We start from the raw sequence: 21300 nt of genomic DNA on the forward strand, positions 1-21300 counted from the left end.
AGCGAAGTCGAAGGATGAGCGGACTCGTTGCCCGCCCGCTCATCCTTCGACTTCGGTGCTTCGCACCTACGCTCAGGACGAACGGAAATCCGAAGGTAGGACGTTCAACAAACCCGAACCGGCCATGCCCATGAGCACCCCCGCCTCCCACTGGCTCGACGCCCGCAACCTGCGCCTGGCCGCACGCCTCGACGCCTCCGCGCCGCAGCCGCGTTCGCTGGGCCTGGCGCGCGAAGGCGTGTTGCGCCGCGCGGTCGGCCTCACGCTCGAAGCCTCCGGCTGCAGTGCGCCGCTGGGTTCGCGCTGCCGCGTGGAAACGCATGGCGGCGTATGGGTGGACGCGGAAGTCGTCGGCTTCTCCGGCGACCGCACGTTCCTCATGCCCAGTGCGCATCTGGAAGGCCTGCTGCCGAACGCACGCGTGGTGCCGTCGCGGCAGCGCGGCGAAGTGGCCGTCGGCGAAGGCCTGCTCGGCCGCGTGATCGACAGCGACGGCGTCCCGCTGGACGGACGCGGACCGATCCGCGCCGAGAACTGGGTCGGTCTGGCCGGCGCATCGATCAACCCACTGATGCGCGAACCGATCACGCGCTCGCTCGACGTGGGCGTGCGCGCCATCAACGCATTGCTTCCCATCGGCCGCGGCCAGCGCGTGGGTCTGTTCGCAGGCTCGGGCGTCGGCAAATCCACGCTGCTGGGCATGATGACCCGCTTCACCGCCGCCGACGTCATCGTGGTGGGACTGATCGGCGAACGTGGTCGCGAAGTGCGCGATTTCGTCGAGGCCACGCTGGGCGAAGAAGGCCTGCGCCGCGCGGTGGTCGTCGCCGCGCCGGCCGATCGCCCACCGCTGGCGCGACTGCACGGCGCGCTGCGCGCCACGGCGATTGCGGAGTGGTACCGCGACCAGGGCCTGCACGTGCTGCTGCTGATGGATTCGCTGACGCGTTACGCGCATGCGCAGCGCGAGATCGGCCTGTCGGTGGGCGAACCGCCGACCACGCGCGGCTATCCGCCCAGCGTGTTCGCCAAGCTGCCCGCATTGGTCGAACGCGCCGGCAACGGCGCCGACGGACGCGGTTCGATCACCGCGTTCTACACCGTGCTCACCGAAGGCGACGACCAGCAGGAACCCATCGCCGACGCCGCGCGCGCCATCCTCGACGGCCACATCGTGCTGACGCGCCGCATCGCCGATGCCGGCCAGTACCCGGCCATCGACGTGGAAGTCTCGGTCAGTCGCGTGATGCAGGACATCACCGACGCGCCATGGCGCGAGCGCATCCGCAAGCTCAAGCGACTGATGGCCGCCTACAACGCACAGCGCGACCTGATCGCCATCGGCGCCTACCAGCGCGGCAACGATCCGGTCGTGGACGAAGCGCTGGCGCGCTGGCCGGCGATCCTTCATTTCCTGGGGCAGGACGTGAGCGAAGCGGCCGACGTGGCCGCCAGCCGCGAGGCGCTCGCGCGCCTGCTCGACGATGTCCGTGACCCCGTGAAGACGGAGACCCCATGACCCGCTCGCAACGCCTCGATCCCCTGCTGAACCTGATGCAGCAACGCCAGGACGCCGCCGCACGCGATGTCGCCGAGCGCGACCGCCAGCTGGCCGAACAGGAACAGCGCCTGGACGCATTGCGCCGCTATGCCGAGGAGTATTCGGCCACGCCGGCCGACGGCACCATCGCGCCGGCACTGCTCGCCAACCGCATCGCCTTCCGCGCCAAGCTGGAAACCGCCGTGGACCAGCAGAGCCGCATCGTCGACAGCAGCCGCCAGACCCGCGATGTCGAACGCGCGCGCCTGCTGCTGGCCAGCCGCGACACCAAGGTGCTGGGACAACTGGCCGACAGCTATCGCGCGCAGGAATCGCGCGTGGCCGAGCAGCGCGTGCAGCGCGAACTGGACGATCTGGGCGCACGCCGCGTGCGTGGCAACACCGAGGAAGCGCCGGAGTGATGCACAGCTTCAACGCCCTGCTGCCCGGCCTGGGCGCGAGCACCGGCGCCAACGGCGCTGCGTCCGCGCAGAACGGCGCGAACGCCCGCGACACGGGCGAGCACCGCGACGGCTTCGACCGGATGCTGCAATCGCATGCGCGCGGCAGCGCCGATACGGCGTCACGTACGCCCGCGACGCCCGCACGCACGCAGGACGCCGACACCTCCGGCTCGACCTCGTCGCGCAAGACGCGCAACGACGGCCAGGCCCGCACCTCGTCGCGCGATTCCGACACCAAGGCGCGCGAGTCCGACGAGCGCACCTGCAAGGCCGACGACGGCGCATCGGATTCGACCGCGCGTGCGGATGCACAGCCCACCGGCGACAGCGCCGCAGCCGACGACGCGCCGGCCGCGCAGGACACGGCCACGACTACCGACGCAACGCCCGCCACCCTGCCCGAGCAGCTGCTCGCGCTGTTGAACGGCCTGGCGGTCATGCCCACTGCGCCCGCGGAAACCACGCAGGCCGTCGCACCGACCCTGCCGGAGTCCTTCGTCGCGCCCCAGGGCGCCGCGTCCACACGCACGCCCACGCCGTCGATGCCGGCCATGGCATTGCCGGTCGTGCCAGCGCAGACAGGCGCGCCGGCACCGGCCGAGGCGGCACCGGAGGCCTTCGCGCTGGCCATGGGCGCGATGGCTGCCGGCAGTGCCGACGCCGTTGCCGAACCCACGACCGATACCGGCTCGCCTGCCGATATCACCCCCGTCGCGCTGACCGCCACCCACGCGCCTTCCGCGGCGGGCAACCTCACCGCGAAGGCGGTGGTTCCGGTCGCACCGCAGACGCCGCTCGCACTGGATGCGGACTTCGAGGACGGCGTCGGTTCACGCATTGCGTGGATGGCGGACCAGAAAGTCGGCCACGCCGAGATCCGCGTGAGCCCGGACCACCTGGGCACGATCGACGTACGTCTGCAGATCGACGGCACGCGCGTGAACGCCGAATTCCACAGTGCGCAGGCCGACGTGCGCCACGCGCTGGAATCCAGCCTGCCGCGCCTTCGCGACATGCTCGGTCAACAGGGCCTGCAGCTGGGCCACACCGACGTGGGACAGCGACAGGCGGGACAGCAGCCGGGCTCGTCCAATGGACAGTCGGCCGCGGCCAACGCCTCCGACCGCAGCGACCCCGCGACCGGCGCCGGCTGGACACCGGGACCGGCGGTACGCGCATCGCGCGGGTTGCTGGACGAGTACGCGTGATGGCCTGACGGCGCCTGCGCGCCGACGGGAGTCCGGCGCGACGGCCGCGTCAAAAGACCGACAGCGGCGTTGGTCCGTCCGTCCTTCGACTCCGGGCCTTCAGCCCTGCGCTCAGGCCGAACGGTGAACTGGCGCGTGGAAAGATTCCGTTCGTCCTGAGCGTAGGCGCGCAGCGCCGGAGTCGAAGGATGAACGGGCCGGTGACGCATCAGGTTCCCGGCACACCGCTTGCACGGACACGGCATTCCCCGATGCCGAGCTCCACGCATGTCCAAGCCCGCCGCCAACGCCGCTCCTCCTCCGCCGCGCAGCAGCAACCTCGCGCTGTGGATCCTGATCGCCCTGCTGGTCCTCGGCATGGCCGGCGCGGGCGCGTGGTGGTTCCTGGAAGGCCGCAACGTCGGCGTCCCGCACGCCGACGCCGAGCCCGTTGCCGCCTCGGTGTCGCCGGCGCGCTACTACGCGCTGGAGCCGGCCTTCGTGGTGAACCTGGCCGACACCACCTCGGTGCGCTACCTGCAGGCCGACGTGCAGGTCATGACGCGCGATGAAGCCACCGGCGCCGCGCTGGAGCTGCACAGCCCCGCCATCCGCAACCGCTTGCTGCTGCTGTTCGGCCAGCAGACCGCGGCGCAGCTGGCGCAGCGCTCGGCCAAGGAACGCCTGCAGGAACAGGCGCTGGCCGAAGTGCGCGGCGTGCTCAAGGCCGAGCGTGCGGCCAACAAGGTCGAAGCAGTGTTCTTCACCAGCCTGGTCACGCAGTGACCCACGCAGGTCGACAGGAGCGATCGCGATGATGACGGACCTGCTGTCACAGGATGAGATCGATGCCCTGCTGCACGGCGTCGACAGCGGTGCGGTGGAAACCGAACCGCCGCCGGCGCCCGGCGAGGCGCGCAATTACGACTTCGCCAGCCAGGACCGCATCGTCCGCGGCAAGCTGCCGACGCTGGAGATGATCAACGAGCGCTTCGCGCGCACGTGGCGCATCGGCCTGTTCAACCTGCTGCGCCGCTCGGCCGACCTGTCGGTGCGCGGCATCGACCTGATCCGCTTCGGCGAGTACATGCACTCGCTGCAGGTGCCCACCAACCTCAACCTGGTGAAGATGAAGCCGCTGCGCGGCACCGCGCTGGTGATGTTCGAGCCGCGCCTGGTGTTCACCGTGGTGGACAACTTCTTCGGCGGCTCGGGCAAGTACCACACTCGCATCGAGGGCCGCGAGTTCACGCCGACCGAGATGCGCGTGATCCAGCTGCTGCTCAAGCAGACCTTCGCCGACCTGGTCGACGCATGGGCGCCGGTGATGCCGGTGGAGTTCGAGTACCTCAACTCCGAGGTCAACCCGCACTTCGCCAACATCATCAGTCCGCGCGAGTACATCGTGGTGTGCCGCTTCCACGTCGAGCTGGACGGCGGTGGCGGCGAGTTCCACGTGTCGCTTCCCTACGCGATGCTCGAACCGATCCGCGAGGCGCTGGACGCCGGCGTGCAGAGCGACCGCATCGAGCGCGACGAAAGCTGGACCGTGGCGCTGCGCTCGCAGCTGCACGATGCGGAGATCGAACTGTCCAGCGTGCTGGCGCAGCGCTCGATCAGCCTGCGCGAGCTGTGCCGCCTTCGCGTGGGCGACGTGATCCCGATCGAGATCCCGCGCACCGCGACGCTGAAGGTCGAACAGATGCCGCTGTTCTCCGGCGAATTCGGCACGCACAACGGCCGCAACGCCATCAAGGTCAACGCCGTGCACGCGGTTCGCGAGAAGCCGGTGTTCGATCCCACCAATCCCGATTCCATCGCGGTCCACGCCGCGTTCAACCAGGCCTGACGCCGATGAACCCCAACGACTCCGCCGCACGCGCTGCCTTCGATCCGCTGACCAACGAGGCCGGCATCGCCAGCGACCTCAACCTGGACGTGATCCTCGACGTGCCGGTCACGCTCTCGCTGGAGGTTGGCCGCGCGCGCATTCCGATCCGCAACCTGCTGCAGCTCAACCAGGGCTCGGTGGTGGAACTGGAGCGCGCTGCCGGCGAACCGCTGGACCTGTACGTCAACGGCACGCTGATCGCCCAGGGCGAGGTGGTGGTCGTGAACGACCGCTTCGGCGTGCGCCTGACCGACGTGGTCAGTCCCGCTGAGCGCATCAAGAGGCTGCGATGAGCGCGAGCGTGGCCATCGGCACGGGCGTGGTCGAGGCGCCGAAGGGCGATCTCGATGCCCTCAGCGTGCCGGACGTCCGCGCGCCGAATGCTGGCTCCCTCCCCTGCTTGCAGGGGAGGGCTGGGGAGGGGTGTGAGCCGCTTGCGGCGAGCGCATCGCAGCAAGGCTCGGCGCAGAGCGCCTCGCAACCCCCTCCCAACCCGCAGCCATCGGGCAACAGCCCGATGTCGTTCGACGGGACGCGCGCCAGTGGCGCGCAAGCAGTCCCGTCTCACCCCCTGCAAGCAGGGGGAGCGGCAAAAGCGACGCACGCCGCCGCTGCCACTCACACCGCCACCGTCGCGCACCCCGCGAAGCCGCAGACCTTCGCCAAGCCCGCCGACGCCCCCGGCATCGGTGGCGCGGTGTTCGCGCTGATCCTCGTCGTCTCGCTGATCCTGGGCCTGGGCTGGCTGGCGCGGCGCATGCCGGGCGTGGGCCGTTCGTCGAACAACGCGCTGCGCGTGGTCGGCTCGCTCGCGCTGGGGCCGCGCGACCGCGTGGTGGTGGTCGAGGTCGGAACGACGCAGTTGCTGCTCGGCGTCGGCCAGGGCGGCATGACCACGCTGCACACGCTCAGCGAGCCGCTGCCGGTGGCACAGCCTTCGCAGGGGAACGTGGCGACGCCGTTCGCACAACTGCTGGCCCAGCATTTCGGAAAGAAGTCGTGATGTCCTTCGTTCGCCCTGCCATTGCCCGCCGCGTTGTGAATCCTCTGCGCTCCGTCCTGCTGGCGAGCCTGGCCGTACTGCTGCTCGCAGCGATGTCCATCGCACCCGCTTCGGCGCAGAGCGCACCCGCGCAACCGCTGGCGCAGGTCGGCGCACAGACCATGATGCCGTCGCTGAACCAGCCGCTGCCGGCGGTCACCGTCGGCAAGATCGGCGGCGAGCCGGTCAGCATGCCGATGCAGGTGCTGCTGCTGATGACCGGCATCACGCTGCTGCCGGCGGCGCTGCTCGGGCTGACCGCGTTCACGCGCATCATCATCGTGCTGGGCCTGCTTCGACAGGCGCTCGGCACCGGGCAGACGCCGAGCAACCAGGTGCTGCTGGCGCTGGCGTTGTTCCTCACCGCGATGGTGATGACGCCGGTGTTCGACCAGTCGTGGGCAGCGGGCATCGCGCCGTACCTCAACGACCAGATGGATTTCCGCAGCGCATGGGCCGCCGCGTCGGAACCGTTCCGCGGTTTCATGCTGGCGCAGATCCGCGAGAACGACCTGATGACCTTCGCCGGGCTGTCCAACAGCGGCCCGTACGCAACGCCGCAGGACGTGCCCTTCAGCGTGCTGGCCGCTTCGTTCCTCACCAGCGAGCTGAAGACCGCGTTCGAGATCGCGTTCCTGATCTACATCCCGTTCGTGATCATCGACCTGGTGGTAGCGAGCGTGCTGATGTCGATGGGCATGATGATGCTCTCGCCGATGCTGATCTCCGCGCCGTTCAAGATCCTGCTGTTCGTGCTGGTGGACGGCTGGGTGCTGGTGGTCGGCTCGCTGGCCGCCAGCTTCAACCCGGTCTGATGCGATGAGCCCGGAAACCGCACTCACCGAGATCGGCCGCGGCCTGCAGATGGCGCTGATGCTCGGCGCGCCGCCGCTGATCGCGGTGCTGGTGATCGGCGTGCTGGTCGGCGTGGTGCAGGCCGCCACGCAGCTCAACGAACCGACCATCGGTTTCGTCGCCAAGGCCATCGCACTGGTGGCGACACTGGCGATGACGGGGCATTTCCTGCTCGGCAAGCTGGTGGCGTTCACGGTGGATCTGTTCCATCGGATTCCGCATCTGGTGGGTTGAGGGCCATGTCGAGCATGCATGCCCTCCTTTCACCGTTCGCCCTGAGCGTAGGGCCGAAGGTCCGAAGTCGAAGGGTGAGCGGACCGGAAGCCCGTCCGTTTCCGCATGCCGCCCGTCCATCCTTCGACTTCGGGCTTGCAGCCCTACGCTCAGGACGAACGGGGAATAGGTTCGCGCGACACGGGCGCGCTCGGGTGAGGGGCTAGTGGAACCCACCACCGCCACCGTCATCGACGGACTCAACCTGTTCGGCATGCTCGGTACCGTGCTGTGGCATGCCATCCGCATCGGTGCGGCGGTGCAGGCGCTGCCGATGCTGGGCGGGCGCGGCATGCCGGTGCGGGCGCGGTTGATGATCACGCTGGCGTTGTCGGGCGCGCTGTCGGCACTGCTGCCCACACCGCCCGTGGCCGGCGTCGATGCCGCGACCGTGCTCACGGTGCTGCGCGAGTTCGCGGTGGGCATCGCCATCGGGTTGATGCTGCGCCTGGCGTTCGAGGCAGGACAGTTCGCGGGAGAACTGGTCTCGCAGGGCATGGGCCTGTCGTTCGCGACGATGGCCGACCCGTTGAGCGGTGCGTCCTCGCCGGTGCTGAGCCAGTGGTTCTACCTGGTGTTCGGCCTGCTGTTCTTCACTTTCGATGGTCACCTGGCGCTGGTGAAGCTGTTGCTGGACAGCTATCACGCGCTGCCGTTGGGCACGCCGATGGCGGACGTGCAGCAGTTCCTGTCGGTGGTGCCGACCTTCTTCTCCACCGCGCTGCAGGCGGGGCTGTTGCTGGCGCTGCCGGTGGTGGTCGCGCTGCTGGCGGTGAACCTGGCCTTCGGCGTGCTGGCGCGTGCGGCGCCACAGCTCAACCCGATGCAGCTGGGCCTGCCGGTCGCGCTGCTGGTCGGCCTGTTGCTGCTGATGCTGCTGGCACGCGAACTGCAGGGACCCGTGGAGCAACTGTTCGACGAGGCGTTCTCGGCGGCACGCGCGGTGACGGCCTGAGGTTCTGCTCCCTCCCCTGCTTGCAGGGGGAGGTTGGGAGGGGTCGCGATGCCGCAGCGCGACGAGCTCGGCGCTGACGCGCCTCACACCCCCTCCCAACCTCCCCCTGCGAGCAGGGGGAGGGGCTGAAGCAGCAAGGCCATGTCCGAAGACCAGGAAGACCGCACCGAACAGCCATCAGAGAAACGATTGCGCGAGGCGCGCGAACGCGGCGATGTCCCGCGATCGCGCGAACTGGGCAACGTGGCCGTGCTGGGTTGCGCGGCGATGGCGCTGGTGGCCACCGGTTCGCACATCGGCGGCGCTTCGCAGGACTGGCTGCGCGATGCGTTGACCATTGACCCGGCGATGCTCGGCCAGCACGACCGTCTGATCGCGCGCGCGCCGTCGTTGTTCGCCGGGCTGCTGCTGCCGCTGTTGCCGGTGGTTCTGACCGCGCTGGGCGCGTGCTTCATCGCACCGGCGGTGATGGGCGGGCTGCGTTTCGCGGGCAAGTCGCTGCAGCCGGACTTCGCGCGCATGAATCCGCTCAATGGATTCAAGCGCATGTACGGCAAGGAGAGCCTGGCCGAACTGGTGCGCTCGCTGATGCGCGTGGCGCTGATCGGCGGACTGGGCGGCATGGTGGTGTACGGCGCGTTCAACCAGCTGCTGTCGATGGCCGGCATGCCGTTGCAGGCCGCGGTCGGCGCCGGGCTGTCGTTGATCACCAAGGCCCTGCTGGCGATGGTCGGCGCGTTGGGCGTGCTGGCGCTGGTGGACGTGCCCTGGCAGCACTGGTCGTACCGCAACCGCCTGAAGATGACCAAGCAGGAGCTGCGCGACGAGTACAAGGAAAGCGAAGGCAACCCGGAAGTGAAGGCGCGCGTGCGACAGGTCGCCGCGCAGATGTCGCGCCGCCAGATGATGGAAGCGGTGCCCACCGCCGACGTGATCGTCACCAACCCCACCCACTACGCGGTGGCGCTGAAGTACGAGGCCGGCGCCATGCGCGCGCCCAAGGTGGTCGCCAAGGGCGTGGACGAGATCGCACTGGCCATCCGCGACGTGGCCGGCAAGCACCGGGTCAGCATCGTCGAGGCGCCGCCTCTGGCACGCGCCTTGTATCGGCATGCGCAGATCGACCAGGAGATCCCGGTGAAGCTCTACGCCGCCGTCGCGCAGGTGCTGTCCTACGTCTACCAGCTCAAGCGCTGGCACCGCTCGCATGGGCCGATGCCGCAGCTGGGCGACGTGTCCGTGGACGCCGTGCTGGCCGACGGCGAGCCGGGCGCTGACGCATCCGTCAAAGGCCCGTCGGCGTGAACCGTCCGGTTTCCGACAGGCGTTTTTCCCTCGCCGAGATAGGCCACGCCGTGCGTAGCGGCCTGGCCACGCCGGTGATCGTGCTGGCGATGCTGGCCATGGTCATCGTGCCGCTGTCGCCGCTGGTGCTGGACGCCCTGTTCACCATCAACATCGCCATGTCGCTGGTGGTGCTGCTGGCCGTGGTCTACGTGAAGCGGCCACTGGAGTTCTCGGTCTTCCCCAGCGTGCTGCTGCTGGTCACGCTGCTGCGCCTGGCGCTGAACGTCGCCTCCACCCGCGTGGTGCTGCTGCACGGCCACCAGGGCCCGGCGGCGGCGGGCCACGTCATCGAAAGCTTCGGCCAGTTCGTCATCGGCGGCAGTTTCGCGGTGGGCATCGTGGTGTTCGCCATCCTGACCATCGTCAACTTCGTCGTCGTCACCAAGGGCGCGGGCCGCATCTCGGAAGTGTCGGCGCGCTTCATCCTCGACGCCCTGCCCGGCAAGCAGATGGCGATCGACGCCGACCTCAACGCCGGCCTGCTCACCCGCGAAGACGCGAAGATGCGCCGCGAGGAAGTGCGCGCCGAGGCCGACTTCTACGGTTCGATGGACGGTGCCAGCAAGTTCGTGCGCGGCGACGCCATCGCCGGCCTGCTCATCCTGGCCATCAACATCATCGGTGGCGTGCTGATCGGCGTGCTCCAGCACGAGATGACGTTCAAGGACGCCGGCACCACCTACGTGCTGCTGGCGATCGGCGACGGCCTGGTCGCGCAGTTGCCGGCGCTGCTGATCTCCACCGCGGTGGCGATGCTGGTCACGCGCGCCACGCGCGAGCAGGAAATGGGCCAGGCCGTGACGACGCAGGTGCTGCACCCGCGCGCGCTCGCGGTGGCTGCGGCGCTGCTGGGGCTGGTCGGCATCGTGCCGGGCATGCCCAACCTGCCCTTCCTCACCCTCGCGGCGGCACTGGGCTACGCCGCCTGGCGCATGCAGAAACGCGCCGCGGATCCCGCGCAGGCATCGGCCGATGGCGATACCGCCACCGCGACCGCCGCCGCGCAGCCGGAACTGAGCTGGGACGAGCTGCGCCCGGTCGAACCGCTGGGCCTGGAAGTGGGCTACCGCCTGATCGCACTGGTCGACAAGAACCAGGGCGGTGAACTGCTCGCGCGCCTGAAGGGCGTGCGTCGCAAGCTCACCCAGGACCTGGGTTTCCTGATTCCGGCCGTGCACGTGCGCGACAACCTGGAACTGGCGCCCGGCCATTACCGCGTGCTGGTGCACGGCGTGCCGATCGCCAGCGGCGAGCTGCATCCGGATCGCGACCTCGCACTCGACCCGGGCCACGTGTTCGGAAAGCTCGAGGGCATTCCCGGCAAGGACCCGGCCTTCGGGCTGGACGCGGTGTGGATCCCGCAGGGCCAGCGCGCGCATGCCGAATCGCTGGGCTACACGGTGGTGGATGCGGCGACCGTGGTGGCCACGCACCTCTCGCACCTGGTGCGCGAGCGCGCGGCCGAACTGCTCGGCCACGAGGAAGTGCAGCAGCTGCTGGCCACGCTGGGCCGCGGCTCGCCGCGCCTGGTCGAAGACCTGACACCCAAGCTGCTGCCGCTGTCGACGGTGGTGCGCGTGCTGCAGTCGCTGCTGGCCGAACGCGTGCCGGTGCGCCAGCTGCGGCAGATCGTCGAAGCCCTGCTGGAACACGGCGCCCACACCCAGGACCCGGCCCTGCTCACCGCCGCGGTCCGCACCGCGCTGGGGCGTTTCATCGTGCAGGAGCTCAACGGCCTGGGCGCCGAACTGCCCGTCTACACGTTGGCGCCGGCTTTGGAACGGGTGTTGCAGGACTCCGTCAGCGGCCAGGGCGCCGCGTTGGAACCCGGACTCGCCGAGCGTCTTCACCAGAACCTCAGCGAGTGCGTCACCCGCCAGGAGAGCCGCGGCGAACCCGCCGTTCTGCTGGTCCCCGGTGGCATCCGGTCCTCGATCGCCCGGCTCGTTCGGCACAGCGTCCCCGCGCTGACCGTCCTGGCCTACGGCGAGGTGCCGGAGGACAAGCGGTTGCGGTTGGTCGGGGCGATTGGATGAAACGGGACTAAGGCCGAGAGGCTGGGGACTGGCAAGGCAGGCGCAATGAGACATCACAGGCAAAACGAATCCACACACGGCTCCGCGCACCGGTGCTGCATCACCCGCCCCCAGCTGCACGTCCACGGTCCCCGCGGAGCACAACCATGAGAATCAAACGCTTCATCGCACCCGACATGCGCACCGCGCTGCGCATGGTGCGCGACGAACAGGGCCCCGACGCCGTGATCCTGTCGAACCGTCCCACCGAGGACGGCATCGAGATCGTCGCCGCCACCGACTACGACGAATCTCTGGCGCAGCAGGCCCTGCGCGCCGCTTTGCCGTCGCTGCCGCCGACACCCGCGCCGGTCGCCTCGCCGTCCACGCCGGCCACCGTCGCGGCGGTGATGCCGCCCCGCGCCGAGGTTCCGTCGTTCGCGGCCGAGCCGCCGCCGTCGCGCATGGCGTCCATCGCCTCGCTGATCGCGCCGAGGGTGGCCGCGAAGCCCGCTGCCGCGACGGCCACCGCAAGCGCGCCGGCCGCCGCCGTCGCGACCGCCGAAGCACCGAAGGTCGCTGAAGCACCGAAAGTCGCCGAATCGCCGATCCGCGGCCGTGCCGTGTTCGCCATCGGCGACGCGCCGGCCAATGCGCCGGCACCCGCCCCCGTGGCGCGCGCCACGAAGCCGGAAACCCGCGTCGCCGCGCCGCAGGCGCCGATGCAGCGACCCGATACCTCGCGCTTCGACGCGATGATGGCGGCGCTGATTCCGCAGGGTGATTCGTTCGACGTCGAGGACGACGTGGTGGTGTCGCTGACGGCGGCCGCGCATGCACCGGTTGTGGATGCGCCCGTCGAAACCGTCGCTGCCGCTGCCTCCAACGACGCGCACGCGGTTCTTCCCTCTCCCAACGGGAGAGGGATCGAGGGTGAGGGGCGCAATCAGGATCGTGTTGACGATCGCGCTGCCGCCGAGAGTTCTCCTTCCGTCCTCGATCTGTCGAGCAACCACTTCGTTGCCCCTCACCCCAACCCCTCTTCCGAGGGGAGAGGGGCTCAAGCCCCCGCAACTGCAACCCATCTCCACGCCGTCCCCGATGCACGCGATCCGGGCATGCTCGCCATGCGCGAGGAGCTGGCCACGATGCGCCAGATGATCGAGCGCGAGCTGGCGCAGATGTCGACCGAACGCCTGCGCGGTTCGCCGGCACGCGCGGCGGCCTACGACGCGCTGATGGGCTACGGCTGCGACGAAAGCCTGGCGCAGACCATCGCCGGTCGCATCGACGCGCGCCTGGACCCCTCGCAGGTCCGCGAGCCGATGCTGGCCGAACTGGCACGCGCGCTCAGCGTGCTGCGCCATGAGCCCATCGACGACGGTGGCGTGATCGCCCTGGTCGGCCCCACCGGCGCCGGCAAGACCACCACCGCGGCCAAGCTCGCCGCGCGCTTCGCCCAGCGCCACCGCGCACGCGACGTCGCCCTGGTCACCACCGACACCGAGCGTCCCGGCGCCACCGAACAGCTGCACATCCTCGGCCGTCGCCTCGGCGTGACCGTGTGCGAGGCCAACGGGCCGGAAGCGTTGAACGACGCCCTGGACCAGCTGGCCGACTACCCGCTGGTGCTGGTCGACACCGCCGGCCATGGCCTGCGCGACCGCGCCCTGCTGGGACAGATCCTCTGGCTGCGCGCCGCCAAGCGCGTGCGCAGCCTGCTGGTGCTGCAGGCCAACACCCAGGCGCACGACCTGGGCGAAGTGGTCCGCCGCTATCGCCCGGCCTCGCCCGAAGGCGTGGTGCTGACCAAGCTCGACGAGACCGGCCGCCTCGGCTCGGCCCTGTCGGTGATGGTCCAGCACGGCCTGAGCCTGGCCTACACCACCGACGGCCAGCAGGTCCCGACCGACCTGGCCGCCGCCGACGCCGACCGACTCGTCGCGACCCTCGAGAAAGTGCGGCGTGCTGCCGATAACCCCCTCGGGTCTCTCGACCTGAGCCACGTGAAGCCCCGTCCTTTGACCCTCCCCACCGAGGACCGCCATGCCATCGCCAGCTGATCTGAACGCTACCGTCTCCGCAGCGCGCGCACCCGTGCGCGTCATCTCCGTGGCCAGCGGCAAGGGCGGCGTGGGCAAGACTTCGGTGTCGGTGAACCTGGCCATGTCGCTGGTCCATGCCGGTCAGCGCACGCTGTTGCTGGACACCGACCTGGGCCTGGCCAACGTCGACGTGATGCTCGGGCTGTCGCCGAAGTTCACCCTGGCCGACGTCCTCTCCGGACGCTGCGAACTGCAGGACACGCTGCTGGAAGGCCCGCGCGGCCTGTGGGTGGTGCCGGCCGCATCGGGCAAGCGCCACATGACCGAACTGCTGCCGCAGCAGCACGTCGGCCTGGTGCACGCCTTCTGCCAGCTCGACCTGCCGCTGGACGCGATGGTGGTGGACAACGCCGCCGGCATCTCCGACAGCGTGCTGACCTTCTGCCAGGCCGCGCAGGACGTGATCGTGGTGGTCTGCGACGAACCGGCCTCGGTGACCGACGCCTACGCGCTGATCAAGGTCCTCAGCCGCGAGCGCGGCGTGACGCGCGTGCAGGTGCTGGCCAACCAGGTCAACAACGCCGTCGAAGGCAAGCAGCTGTTCGAGAAGCTCGAACGCGTCAGCGCCCGCTTCCTCGACGTGACCCTGCATTACATGGGCGCGATCCCGCGCGACGAATGGCTGCGCCGCGCGATCCAGCGCCAGGAAGCCGTCGTCGAAGCGTTCCCGGGTTGCCCGTCGGCACTGGCCTTCCGCGACATCGCACGCCGCGCCAGCAGCTGGCAGTCGCCGACCGGTCCGCGCGGGGGCGTCGAATTCTTCATGGAACGCCTCGTCGCGCACAGCGCGGGCGGCGCGGCCCACGCGAACGATCCATTGAGGAGCGCCGTCGCATGAACGCCGCCGCCCAGTACCGCGCCACCCAGCGCGCGGCCGATACCTTCAACGCCACCGAGATCGTCGAGCGCCATGGCGAACTGGTGCGACGTATCGCGCACCACCTCGCCGCGCGCCTGCCGGCCAGTGTGGAGATCGACGACCTCATCCAGGCCGGCATGCTCGGCCTGATCGACGCGGCACGCAATTTCCAGGCCGACCAGGGCGCCGCGTTCGAAACCTACGCATCCATCCGCATCCGCGGCGCGATGATCGACGAAATCCGTCGTGGCGACTGGGTGCCGCGCTCGGTGCACCGGCGCTATCGCGACGTCGTCGCGGCCACGCGCGAGGTGGAACAGCGCACCGGCCGCGCCGCGACGTCGCAGGAAGTCGCCGGCGCGCTCAACGTGCCGCTGGACGAGTACCACCGCATGCTCGAGGACGCCGCGCGCGGCCAGCTCATCAGCCTGGAAGCGCACCTGGACGAGCACGATGGCGAACCGCACCTGGCCTCGCACGCCGGCACCACGCCCGCGCGCGAGTTCGAGCAGGGCGAGTTCCGTGAAGCGTTGGGCGAAGCGATTTCCAACCTGCCCGAACGCGAACAGCTGGTGCTGTCGCTGTACTACGAGCAGGAACTGAACCTGCGCGAGATCGGCGCGGTGCTCAACGTCAGCGAATCGCGCGTGTGCCAGATCCACGGCCAGGCGATGTTGCGCCTGCGTTCGCGACTGGGCGAATGGCGCGGCGCGCATGAGGACGATGAGGACGATGGGTATTGAATCCGCCTCCACCGGCCGGCCCGTTCCTCCTTCGACTTCGGCGCTTCGCGCCTACGCTCAGGACGAACGGGATCGCTCCAACGTTCGTCCTGAGCGTAGGGCCGCAGGCCCGAAGTCGAAGGACCGAAGTCGAAGGACCGGCGCATCACGTAACCGATCAGCACTGAATTTCTTCCGCACTTTTCTCCGCTGTAACAGAGCCACGCCCACATGGACAAGAACATCCGCATCCTCATCGTCGACGACTTCTCGACCATGCGACGCATCGTCAAGAACCTGCTCAACGACCTGGGCTTCCACAACACCGCCGAGGCCGACGACGGCAGCACCGCGCTGATCGAGCTGAAGAAGGCGCCGTTCGACCTGGTCGTCACCGACTGGAACATGCCCGGCATGCCCGGCATCGATCTGCTCAAGGCGATCCGCGCCGATGCGTCGCTGGCGAAGATCCCGGTGCTGATGGTGACCGCCGAGGCCAAGCGCGAGCAGATCATCGAAGCCGCGCAGGCCGGCGTGAACGGTTACGTCATCAAGCCCTTCACCGCGGCGACGCTGGAAGACAAGCTCAACAAGGTGTTCGAGCGCATGGGAGCGGCGGCGTGACCGACGCGTCCTGCGGGAAAGCTTTCCCGGACGACCGGCAGGCCGTGATCGCACGTCTGCACGCAGCGCTGTGGGCGCTGGAACACGACGACCTGGCCGGCTGGCGCACGAATGTCGATGCGCTCATCCAGTGGCGCAGCCAACCCCTGGTGCAGGGTCTGGCACGCCTTGCGCGCGAGCTGGAGAACGCGCTGGGCGACGGTGGCATCGCCTCCACCGGCTCGCTGCCGGAAGCCTGTGCGCGACTGGAACACGTCGTCCACGTGAGCGAGGAAGCAAGCCATCGCACGCTGGACCTGATCCAGGAATGCGGCGTGCTGCTGGGCACCTTGCCGGACGCCGCCGCCGACGAGCAGGCGGCGACCGTCGCCGCGATCCGCTCGCGCATGTCCGAAATGACCGCCGCGCAGGGCTATCAGGACCTCACCGGCCAGATCATCCGCCGTGTCGTGGACCTGGTGCGGGCCGTGCACGCGGGTCTTGGCGAGGCCACCGATGCCAGCGCCACGCCGCTGCAACTGAACAACACACGCGGCTTCGGCCCGTCGGTGGCGGGTGTCGATCCCACGCCGGCGACGCAGGACGACGCGAACGAACTGCTGTCTTCGCTGGGGTTGTAACGATGTCCGGCCCGATGTCCATCGCCTGCTCCACCTCCAGCCGTCGTTCCCGCGCAGGCGGGAACCCAACTGTCCGTCGCTTCAAGTCCTCCGAAGGGCGTGCAGCGTCTGAACGCTGGATCCCCGCCTTCGCGGGGATGACAACGGCGGGGATCACGGCACGGGCGTGCAGCACGCAGGGCCTTTCGCCATGAACGCCATCGCCGACGACATCGCCGCCGACTTCCTGATCGAAGCGCGCGAGATCCTCGACCAGCTCGGCGAACAGATGGTCGCGCTGGAACACGCGCCCACCGACCGCACCTGCCTCAACACGGTGTTCCGCGGTTTCCACACCATCAAGGGCGGTGCCGGCTTCCTCGACTTCGTGCCGATGGTGTCGATCTGCCACGCAGTGGAAGACCGCCTCAACGTCGCACGCGACGGCACGGTGCCGATGGACGCTTCCGCGTTCGACGGCGCGCAGCAGGCGCTGGACCTGCTGGTGGACATGCTGGCCGCCGTATCCAACGGCGAGGAACCCGTTCCGGCACCGGCCGCGCTGATCCAGTCCCTGCGCGACGGTACGAAAGGCTTCGTCACCTCGATGCCCACGCTGCCGGCAGCATCGGCCACGCCGAAGCCGGCCAGCGGCGACATCGACGAAGCGGAGTTCGACGCACTGCTGGATTCGTTGCACGGTGTGACCGCAACGACCCGCAGCCCGGCGCCCGCACCGGCGCAGGCTGCTCCCACGCGCGCGAAACCAGCGCCCGCTGCCGCGCCCAAGGCGGCCGAAGACCCCACCGTCCGCGTCGACGTGCGGCGCCTGGACGCGATGGTCGACCTGGTCGGCGAACTGGTACTGGCGCGCAACCGACTGAAGACCATCCGCCCGCGCCTGCGCGACGAGGACCTCGACCGCGCGGTGACCGCGCTGGACGTGGCCACCTCACGCCTGCAGTCGGCGGTGATGATGGTGCGCATGCAGCCGGTGGGCCGCGTGTTCGCACGTTTTCCCAAGCTCGCGCGCGACGTCGCGCGACAGGTGTCGAAGTCGGTGGAGCTGGACATCGTCGGCGCCGACACCGAGCTGGACCGCAACCTCGTCGAAGCCCTCGCCGATCCGCTGGTGCACCTGGTGCGCAACGCCATCGACCACGGCATCGAAGCGCCGGCCACGCGTCGCGCTTCCGGCAAGTCCGAACAAGGCACCGTGCGGCTGTCCGCGCAGCAGGAAGGCGACCACGTCTCCATCGAGGTCAGCGACGACGGCGCAGGCATCGATCCGGAAAAGATCCGCCGCAGCGCCTGCAACAAGGGGCTGATCGATGCCGACGCCGCCGCGCGCCTGACGTCGGAGGAATGCCTCAACCTCATCTTCATGGCCGGCTTCTCCACGCGCAGCGAGGTCAGCGACCTGTCCGGGCGCGGCGTCGGCATGGACGTGGTGCAGTCGAAGATCCGCGAACTCTCCGGACAGGTGCAGATCCATTCCGAGGTCGGCCGCGGGACGCGCTTCGTGATCCGCGTGCCGCTGACGCTGGCGATCCTGCCGACGTTGCTGGTGGAACTGGACGGCGACGTCTACGCGCTGCCGCTGGTGCGCGTGGTCGAGGTGCTGGCGCACGACCGCGTGGAAGCGATCTGGGTCGACGGGCAGAGCATGCTCGACCTGCGCGACGAGCCGCTGCCATTGATCGACCTGCGCACGTGGCTGGGACTGACGCCGGAACCGGCCACCGCCAAGACCTGCGTGGTGCTGCAGTCGGGCGAACAGCGCTTCTGCCTCACCGTCGACCGCGTGCGCGGCCGCGAGGAAGTGGTGATCAAGGCGCTGCCGCGGACGCTGCGCGGGCTGGCCGGCTACGCCGGCGCCAGCCTGGTCGGCGACGGCCGCATGGCGCTGATCCTGGATGTTGACGCACTGCTCAGGACCGGATTGCGCAACTCAAGTAACGCGGCGAGGGACCGTTAAGAACTACGAACCTCATGGACCACGAAGCCGTCATCCCCGCGCAGGCGGGGATCCAACCGACCGCCGCTGCACGCTCTACGGAGGCTTTGCGGCGGCCCACACATGGATTCCCGCCTTCGCGGGAATGACAGCTCCCCCTACGGACGCGATTGCCTGATGGACAGACTCAGCCTCACCGGTGTCGTACTCGCGCTGGTCGCCCTGCTCGGCGGCAGCGTGCTCAAGGGCGCGGGCCTCTCGGGTCTGTGGTCGCCGGCGGCGTTCGTCATCGTGATCCTGGGCACCACCGCAGCCATCCTGCTGCAGACGCCCCTGCCCACCTTCAAGCGCGCCATGACGATCGTGCGCTGGGTGTTCCGTCCGCCGGTGCAGGACCGTCCGGCGATGATCGCGCGCCTGGTCGAATGGAGCACCGTCGCGCGCCGCCAGGGCCTGCTGGGCCTGGAAGCGGAAGTGAACGCACAGGAAGACCCGTTCGTGCGCAAAGGCCTGCAGATGGTCGTCGACGGCGTCGAGCCCGAGTCCATCCGCCAGATGCTGGAGATCGAACTGCACGGACAGTCGCAGCGCGACATGGCCGCTGCGAAAGTGTTCGAGGGCATGGGCATCTACTCGCCCACGCTGGGCATCATCGGCGCGGTGCTGGGCCTGATGGCGGTGATGAAGAACCTCGCCGACCCGAGCAAGCTCGGCCACGGCATCGCCGCCGCGTTCACCGCGACCATCTACGGCATCGGCATGGCGAACCTGATGCTGCTGCCGATGGCGGCCAAGCTGAAGGGCCTGATCACGCAGCAGGCCGACGAGCGCGAGATGATCATCGAGGGCCTCATCGCCATCGCCCAGGGCGAGAACCCGCGCAACATCGAAGCACGCCTCAACGGCTTCGTGGTCTGACGGACGCACAGTCATGGCCGGTCGCCGCCGACACCAGCACGAGGAGCACGCCAACCACGAGGCGTGGGCGATCCCGTACGGCGATCTGATCACGCTGCTGCTGGCCTTCTTCGTGGTGATGTACGCGATCTCCTCCATCAACGAAGGCAAGTACCGCGTGCTGGCCGATGCGCTGTCGTCCGCGTTCGGCGGTCCGCCGCGCACGGTGACGCCGGTGCAGCTGGGCATGCACCAGTTGCGCGGCTCCGCGTTCGACCGGCCCTCGCTGGTGACGCCGGGTTCGAATTCAGGTCCGTCGTCGGCCACGCCGATCGCCGCGCCGCGCATGCGCCAGGCGTTGGACATGCCGACCTTCGGCGCCGCACAGGGCAGCGCGGCCGAAGGCATCGACGCCGCGCGCGAACGCAACAACCAGCAGCTGCATTCGCTGGGCCGTCGCATCCAGGATGCGTTGTCGGAACTGGTGAAGCAGAAGCTGGTCACCGTGCGCCGCAGCTACACCTTCCTGGAAGTCGAGATCCAGAGCGACATCCTCTTCCCCAGCGGCGTGGCCACGCCCAACCCGCAGGCGGTGGACACCGTGCTGCGCATCGCCGAGGTGCTGCGCGACGAGCCCAACGCGATGCGCGTGGAGGGCTACACCGACAACATGCCCATCGCCACGGCGCAGTTCCCGTCGAACTGGGAACTGTCTTCGGCGCGTGCGTCCAGCATCGTCCACGTGATGATGCGCGCCGGCATCGCGCCCGGCCGCCTGGCCGTGGTCGGCTACGGCCAGTACCAGCCGGTGGCCGACAACGCCACGCCGGAAGGCCGCAACGCCAACCGCCGCGTGCTGCTGGTGATCCTCGCCAGTCCGCAGGGTCCCGATGCGATCGAGGACCGCACGCCGGCCATCGCGATGGAATCCGAGGCGGCCGCGCAGGCGCCGCTCATCGATGCCGATCTTTTCCCCGTCGCGCCGCAGGCGCCGGGCGCCGCCGCCGCGACCGCGCGCGCACACGCGTCCGGTACCGAAGGCATTGCCGCCGATACGGCGACGGCCACCGCGGCGGCCAAACGTTCCTCCACCCCACCACCGGGAGCGGGCTGATGCGCGCCTGGGCTATTGCCAACCAGAAGGGCGGCGTCGGTAAGACCACGACGTCGTTGTTGCTCGCACGCGGACTGGCCACCGCCGGCCACCGCGTGCTCCTGCTCGATCTCGATCCGCACGCGTCGCTGACGCGCGCGTTCGAAGTGCCGGCCGATCCGCCGCCATCGGGCACCCACGACCTGTTCAGCGGCAGCGGTGCCGGCCTGCTCGAGCTGGCGCGGTACACCGAGATCCCGCACCTGCAGCTGGTCGCCGCGCAGGCGGCGCTGGCCACGCTGGAACGTCGCGGCGCCACGCAGCCGGGTCTGGGCCTTGCGCTGGGTCGCGCGTTGCACACGGTGCGCGAGGTCTACGACTACGTGCTGATGGACTGCCCGCCCACGCTCGGGCTGTTGATGGTCAACGCGCTGGCCGCGGCCGATCGCCTGATCGTGCCCACGCAGACCGATCCGCTCGCACTGCACGGTCTGGCCGACATGCTGCGCACTGCGGAGATGGTGGAGCGCTCGCGCCGCCGACCGTTGCCGCGCCACGTGCTGCCCACGCTGTTCGACCGGCGCACACGCACCGGCGTCGCCAGCCTGTACGAATTGCAGGACCGCTACGGTGAGCGCGTCTGGCCGCATGCCGTGCCGATGGACACGCGCCTGCGCGATGCCGCCTCGCTGACCAAGGCCGAGCCGCCCGACGGACGCGGCGCCGACATGTACCGGCGCGCACTCAAGTGGTTGCTGGAAACCGAAGCCAACGGCGACCAGCGCCGGGAAGCGGCGTGACGCGACCCACATCCGCCTTCCTTTCACCGTCATTCCCGCGCAGGCGGGAATCCATGGACGTTGCCTGGCACGCGC

21 protein-coding genes are annotated in these 21300 nt (G+C 69.5%); all 21 read left to right on the forward strand.

What is annotated here, in order from left to right:
• The first annotated feature begins 130 nt into the window (after positions 1-130).
• The 21 genes from fliI (at position 131) to QLQ15_RS00710 (ending at position 21225) form a co-directional block, all read left to right on the forward strand.
• Positions 131-1519, forward strand: a complete 1389-nt coding sequence (fliI, locus tag QLQ15_RS00610; RefSeq protein ID WP_432277758.1) for a flagellar protein export ATPase FliI — start codon at positions 131-133, stop codon at positions 1517-1519.
• Positions 1516-1962, forward strand: a complete 447-nt coding sequence (gene fliJ / locus QLQ15_RS00615; protein ID WP_283210936.1) for a flagellar export protein FliJ — start codon at positions 1516-1518, stop codon at positions 1960-1962. The genes fliI and fliJ overlap by 4 nt, the downstream gene beginning before the upstream one ends.
• Entirely contained in the window at positions 1962-3212 is a 1251-nt protein-coding gene (locus tag QLQ15_RS00620; RefSeq protein WP_283210937.1) for a flagellar hook-length control protein FliK, read from the forward strand. The genes fliJ and QLQ15_RS00620 overlap by 1 nt, the downstream gene beginning before the upstream one ends.
• A gap of 267 nt (positions 3213-3479) precedes the next feature.
• Entirely contained in the window at positions 3480-3977 is a 498-nt protein-coding gene (locus QLQ15_RS00625) for a flagellar basal body-associated FliL family protein (RefSeq protein ID WP_283210938.1), read from the forward strand.
• Positions 3978-4008: 31 nt separating this feature from the next.
• The gene (gene fliM / locus QLQ15_RS00630) at positions 4009-5040 is read left to right on the forward strand and encodes a flagellar motor switch protein FliM (protein WP_283213893.1); all 1032 of its coding nucleotides are present in this window, start codon (positions 4009-4011) and stop codon (positions 5038-5040) included.
• 5 nt (positions 5041-5045) lie between these two features.
• Positions 5046-5375 (forward strand): flagellar motor switch protein FliN, encoded by a 330-nt coding sequence (fliN, locus tag QLQ15_RS00635; protein ID WP_283210939.1) that lies wholly within the window; start codon positions 5046-5048, stop codon positions 5373-5375.
• A 278-nt stretch (positions 5376-5653) separates the two neighbouring features.
• Positions 5654-6085, forward strand: coding sequence for a flagellar biosynthetic protein FliO (gene fliO / locus QLQ15_RS00640; RefSeq protein ID WP_432277832.1), 432 nt, complete (start codon positions 5654-5656; stop codon positions 6083-6085).
• On the forward strand, positions 6085-6939 hold the full coding sequence (gene fliP, locus QLQ15_RS00645; RefSeq protein ID WP_432277759.1) for a flagellar type III secretion system pore protein FliP: 855 nt from the start codon (positions 6085-6087) through the stop codon (positions 6937-6939). The genes fliO and fliP overlap by 1 nt, the downstream gene beginning before the upstream one ends.
• Positions 6940-6943: 4 nt before the next feature.
• Positions 6944-7213 (forward strand): flagellar biosynthetic protein FliQ, encoded by a 270-nt coding sequence (locus tag QLQ15_RS00650; protein ID WP_283210940.1) that lies wholly within the window; start codon positions 6944-6946, stop codon positions 7211-7213.
• Positions 7214-7418: 205 nt separating this feature from the next.
• Complete coding sequence (fliR, locus tag QLQ15_RS00655; RefSeq protein ID WP_432277760.1) at positions 7419-8207, forward strand: flagellar biosynthetic protein FliR; 789 nt, start codon at positions 7419-7421, stop codon at positions 8205-8207.
• A gap of 141 nt (positions 8208-8348) precedes the next feature.
• Entirely contained in the window at positions 8349-9512 is a 1164-nt protein-coding gene (gene flhB, locus QLQ15_RS00660) for a flagellar biosynthesis protein FlhB (RefSeq protein WP_283210941.1), read from the forward strand.
• Between the two features lie 89 nt (positions 9513-9601).
• On the forward strand, positions 9602-11590 hold the full coding sequence (gene flhA, locus QLQ15_RS00665) for a flagellar biosynthesis protein FlhA (protein ID WP_432277833.1): 1989 nt from the start codon (positions 9602-9604) through the stop codon (positions 11588-11590).
• A 146-nt stretch (positions 11591-11736) separates the two neighbouring features.
• Positions 11737-13632: a flagellar biosynthesis GTPase FlhF gene (gene flhF, locus QLQ15_RS00670; protein ID WP_283210943.1), complete on the forward strand. Its 1896-nt coding sequence runs from the start codon at positions 11737-11739 to the stop codon at positions 13630-13632.
• The gene (locus QLQ15_RS00675; protein WP_283210944.1) at positions 13616-14512 is read left to right on the forward strand and encodes a MinD/ParA family protein; all 897 of its coding nucleotides are present in this window, start codon (positions 13616-13618) and stop codon (positions 14510-14512) included. Before flhF ends, QLQ15_RS00675 begins: the two co-directional genes overlap by 17 nt.
• Positions 14509-15276 carry an RNA polymerase sigma factor FliA gene (locus QLQ15_RS00680; RefSeq protein ID WP_283210945.1) on the forward strand — a complete coding sequence of 256 codons (768 nt, stop codon included), beginning with the start codon at positions 14509-14511 and terminating at the stop codon, positions 15274-15276. Before QLQ15_RS00675 ends, QLQ15_RS00680 begins: the two co-directional genes overlap by 4 nt.
• Before the next feature lie 210 nt (positions 15277-15486).
• Positions 15487-15879 carry a chemotaxis response regulator CheY gene (cheY, locus tag QLQ15_RS00685; protein ID WP_283210946.1) on the forward strand — a complete coding sequence of 131 codons (393 nt, stop codon included), beginning with the start codon at positions 15487-15489 and terminating at the stop codon, positions 15877-15879.
• A complete protein-coding gene (locus QLQ15_RS00690; RefSeq protein WP_283210947.1) occupies positions 15876-16499 on the forward strand; it encodes a protein phosphatase CheZ in 624 nt (207 codons plus the stop codon). Before cheY ends, QLQ15_RS00690 begins: the two co-directional genes overlap by 4 nt.
• Before the next feature lie 190 nt (positions 16500-16689).
• Entirely contained in the window at positions 16690-18456 is a 1767-nt protein-coding gene (locus tag QLQ15_RS00695; RefSeq protein ID WP_283210948.1) for a chemotaxis protein CheA, read from the forward strand.
• Positions 18457-18612: 156 nt separating this feature from the next.
• A complete protein-coding gene (locus QLQ15_RS00700; protein ID WP_283210949.1) occupies positions 18613-19353 on the forward strand; it encodes a flagellar motor protein in 741 nt (246 codons plus the stop codon).
• Between the two features lie 13 nt (positions 19354-19366).
• The gene (motD, locus tag QLQ15_RS00705) at positions 19367-20446 is read left to right on the forward strand and encodes a flagellar motor protein MotD (RefSeq protein WP_283210950.1); all 1080 of its coding nucleotides are present in this window, start codon (positions 19367-19369) and stop codon (positions 20444-20446) included.
• On the forward strand, positions 20446-21225 hold the full coding sequence (locus QLQ15_RS00710) for a ParA family protein (protein ID WP_283210951.1): 780 nt from the start codon (positions 20446-20448) through the stop codon (positions 21223-21225). Before motD ends, QLQ15_RS00710 begins: the two co-directional genes overlap by 1 nt.
• Positions 21226-21300 lie beyond the last annotated feature (75 nt).

Origin of the sequence: Lysobacter stagni, from assembly GCF_030053425.1 — a bacterium.
Lineage (GTDB): Bacteria > Pseudomonadota > Gammaproteobacteria > Xanthomonadales > Xanthomonadaceae > Lysobacter_J > Lysobacter_J stagni.

Bases quoted from the DNA above. Each gene is read 5' to 3' on its own strand.
- fliI (WP_432277758.1), top strand. From the start codon at position 131: ATGAGCACCCCCGCCTCCCACTGGCTCGACGCCCGCAACCTGCGCCTG.
- fliJ (WP_283210936.1), top strand. From the start codon at position 1,516: ATGACCCGCTCGCAACGCCTCGATCCCCTGCTGAACCTGATGCAGCAA.
- QLQ15_RS00620 (WP_283210937.1), top strand. From the start codon at position 1,962: ATGCACAGCTTCAACGCCCTGCTGCCCGGCCTGGGCGCGAGCACCGGC.
- QLQ15_RS00625 (WP_283210938.1), top strand. From the start codon at position 3,480: ATGTCCAAGCCCGCCGCCAACGCCGCTCCTCCTCCGCCGCGCAGCAGC.
- fliM (WP_283213893.1), top strand. From the start codon at position 4,009: ATGACGGACCTGCTGTCACAGGATGAGATCGATGCCCTGCTGCACGGC.
- fliN (WP_283210939.1), top strand. From the start codon at position 5,046: ATGAACCCCAACGACTCCGCCGCACGCGCTGCCTTCGATCCGCTGACC.
- fliP (WP_432277759.1), top strand. From the start codon at position 6,085: ATGTCCTTCGTTCGCCCTGCCATTGCCCGCCGCGTTGTGAATCCTCTG.
- QLQ15_RS00650 (WP_283210940.1), top strand. From the start codon at position 6,944: ATGAGCCCGGAAACCGCACTCACCGAGATCGGCCGCGGCCTGCAGATG.
- flhB (WP_283210941.1), top strand. From the start codon at position 8,349: ATGTCCGAAGACCAGGAAGACCGCACCGAACAGCCATCAGAGAAACGA.
- flhA (WP_432277833.1), top strand. From the start codon at position 9,602: ATGCTGGCCATGGTCATCGTGCCGCTGTCGCCGCTGGTGCTGGACGCC.
- flhF (WP_283210943.1), top strand. From the start codon at position 11,737: ATGAGAATCAAACGCTTCATCGCACCCGACATGCGCACCGCGCTGCGC.
- QLQ15_RS00675 (WP_283210944.1), top strand. From the start codon at position 13,616: ATGCCATCGCCAGCTGATCTGAACGCTACCGTCTCCGCAGCGCGCGCA.
- QLQ15_RS00680 (WP_283210945.1), top strand. From the start codon at position 14,509: ATGAACGCCGCCGCCCAGTACCGCGCCACCCAGCGCGCGGCCGATACC.
- cheY (WP_283210946.1), top strand. From the start codon at position 15,487: ATGGACAAGAACATCCGCATCCTCATCGTCGACGACTTCTCGACCATG.
- QLQ15_RS00695 (WP_283210948.1), top strand. From the start codon at position 16,690: ATGAACGCCATCGCCGACGACATCGCCGCCGACTTCCTGATCGAAGCG.
- QLQ15_RS00700 (WP_283210949.1), top strand. From the start codon at position 18,613: ATGGACAGACTCAGCCTCACCGGTGTCGTACTCGCGCTGGTCGCCCTG.
- motD (WP_283210950.1), top strand. From the start codon at position 19,367: ATGGCCGGTCGCCGCCGACACCAGCACGAGGAGCACGCCAACCACGAG.
- QLQ15_RS00710 (WP_283210951.1), top strand. From the start codon at position 20,446: ATGCGCGCCTGGGCTATTGCCAACCAGAAGGGCGGCGTCGGTAAGACC.